At 42.0% G+C, this 1,820-nt stretch carries 1 protein-coding gene; it reads left to right on the plus strand.

Annotated elements, in window-relative coordinates:
* The first annotated feature begins 404 nt into the window (after positions 1 to 404).
* The gene (gene ltrA / locus DWX73_RS13175) at positions 405 to 1,817 is read left to right on the plus strand and encodes a group II intron reverse transcriptase/maturase (protein ID WP_118349116.1); all 1,413 of its coding nucleotides are present in this window, start codon (positions 405 to 407) and stop codon (positions 1,815 to 1,817) included.
* Positions 1,818 to 1,820 lie beyond the last annotated feature (3 nt).

Below are 1,820 nucleotides of genomic sequence, written 5' to 3' on the forward strand. Positions count from 1 at the left end.
TTGGTGCGCCTTGCGGCGCACGTCGCTAATGGGTGAAAGTCCCTAATCCGCCCTAGTAGTGGGAAGGATACAGCCAATGACAAGGGTGTCCACCGTGAGGTGGAATCTGAAGGAAGTCAGATGGCAAATCTCTGGTCTGACGAACAGAAACCACATGAGGCTATGGTTAAGGATAAGGCTGCCAAACAAGTCAAAGTCCAATAGCTACTCGGAATTAATTATAGTAGATGTGGCAGATATATGGAGAGAAAGTGACGTGTGGTACCAGGGGAGGTCTCGTCAGCAAGCGGAAACAGAGTATGAAACTTGTAGTAACAACGAATGGCGAGAAGTCAGCAGAAGTCATAGTACCAAGACGGTTGCAAACGTCAAGGGAAGGACGGAACTTTAGGAGATACAAGCTAATGAACGTAACTGAAAGTAGATTTAAGAACAGACAACTTCATATGGAAGACTATCTGCAAATGGTATCTGCGGAACAGAAAGAGTATGCAGAAGTGTTCGACTACTCTAAGATTGCTGAAAAGAGCAGTATCATCACAGACTATTGGACGAACAATCTTTTGGATTTGATTTTGCGAAAGGACAATCTTAACAAAGCCTATAAGCAAGTTAAGAAAAATAAGGGAAAAGGTGGAATCGATGGTATGCAGGTGGATGAACTTCTGCCCTTCCTTAGAGAAAACCAAGAAACCTTAATCCAAGAGATAAGGGGAGGAAAATATAAACCCAACCCAGTTCGAAGGGTAGAAATACCCAAAGAAACAAAAGGCGAGTTTCGAAAGCTGGGAGTCCCAACAGTTGTCGATAGAGTAATTCAACAGGCAATCGCACAGGAACTCTCGCCAATCTTTGAGGAGCAATTCTCAGAGAACAGTTTTGGTTTTAGACCGAAAAGAGGAGCACACGATGCTCTTAGACAATGCCAAAAGAACGTAAATGACGGCTATGTATATGTGGTGGATATGGACTTGGAAAAGTTCTTTGATACCGTATGCCAGAGTAAGTTAATTGAGGTATTGTCACGAAGTATCAAAGACGGCAGAGTGATTTCATTGATACACAAATACCTGAATGCAGGAGTTGTGGCAAACGGAAAGTTTGAACGTACAGAAGTCGGAATGCCACAAGGGGGACCATTGAGTCCGTTGCTCAGTAATGTAATGCTAAACGAGATGGATAAGGAACTGGAACGCAGAGGGCACAGATTTGTCCGCTATGCAGATGACTGTATGATTTTCTGTAAGAGCAGAAAGAGTGCAGAAAGAACCTTGAAGAACATCATTCCATTCATTGAAGGAAAACTTTTCCTAAAGGTGAATCGGAAGAAAACAGAAGTGGCTCACATCAGCAAAGTTAAGTATCTTGGTTATACCTTTTATAGATACAAAGGCAGATGCAGATTCAGAGTACATCAAAAGTCAGTAGTTAAGATGAGAAATAAAATCAGAGAGCTTACAGATAGGAACAAAGGCATTAGCAATGCAGAACGAGAAAGGAAATACCAAGAGTATGTGCGAGGATGGGTGGAATACTTTAGACTTGCAGATATGAAAGGACTTCTCAAAACAACGGACGAATGGGCAAGGCGCAGAATCCGGGCGGTCTATTGGAAGCAATGGAAGAAGATAAAGACAAAGTATCGAATGCTGAAAGCGTTAGGAATGGAACATTGGAAAGCAAAAGAACTCGCTTGTAGCAGAAAAGGTTACTGGAGAATGGCGAAAGTCTTGAACCAAATCTTTTCAAAGAAAGTAATAGCCAAGCTAGGTTATACATCCATGCTTGACTATTATCTAGTAGTTTGTGAAAACTAAGGA

This window comes from Coprococcus sp. AF21-14LB, assembly GCF_003458885.1.
Classification (GTDB): domain Bacteria; phylum Bacillota; class Clostridia; order Lachnospirales; family Lachnospiraceae; genus UBA9414.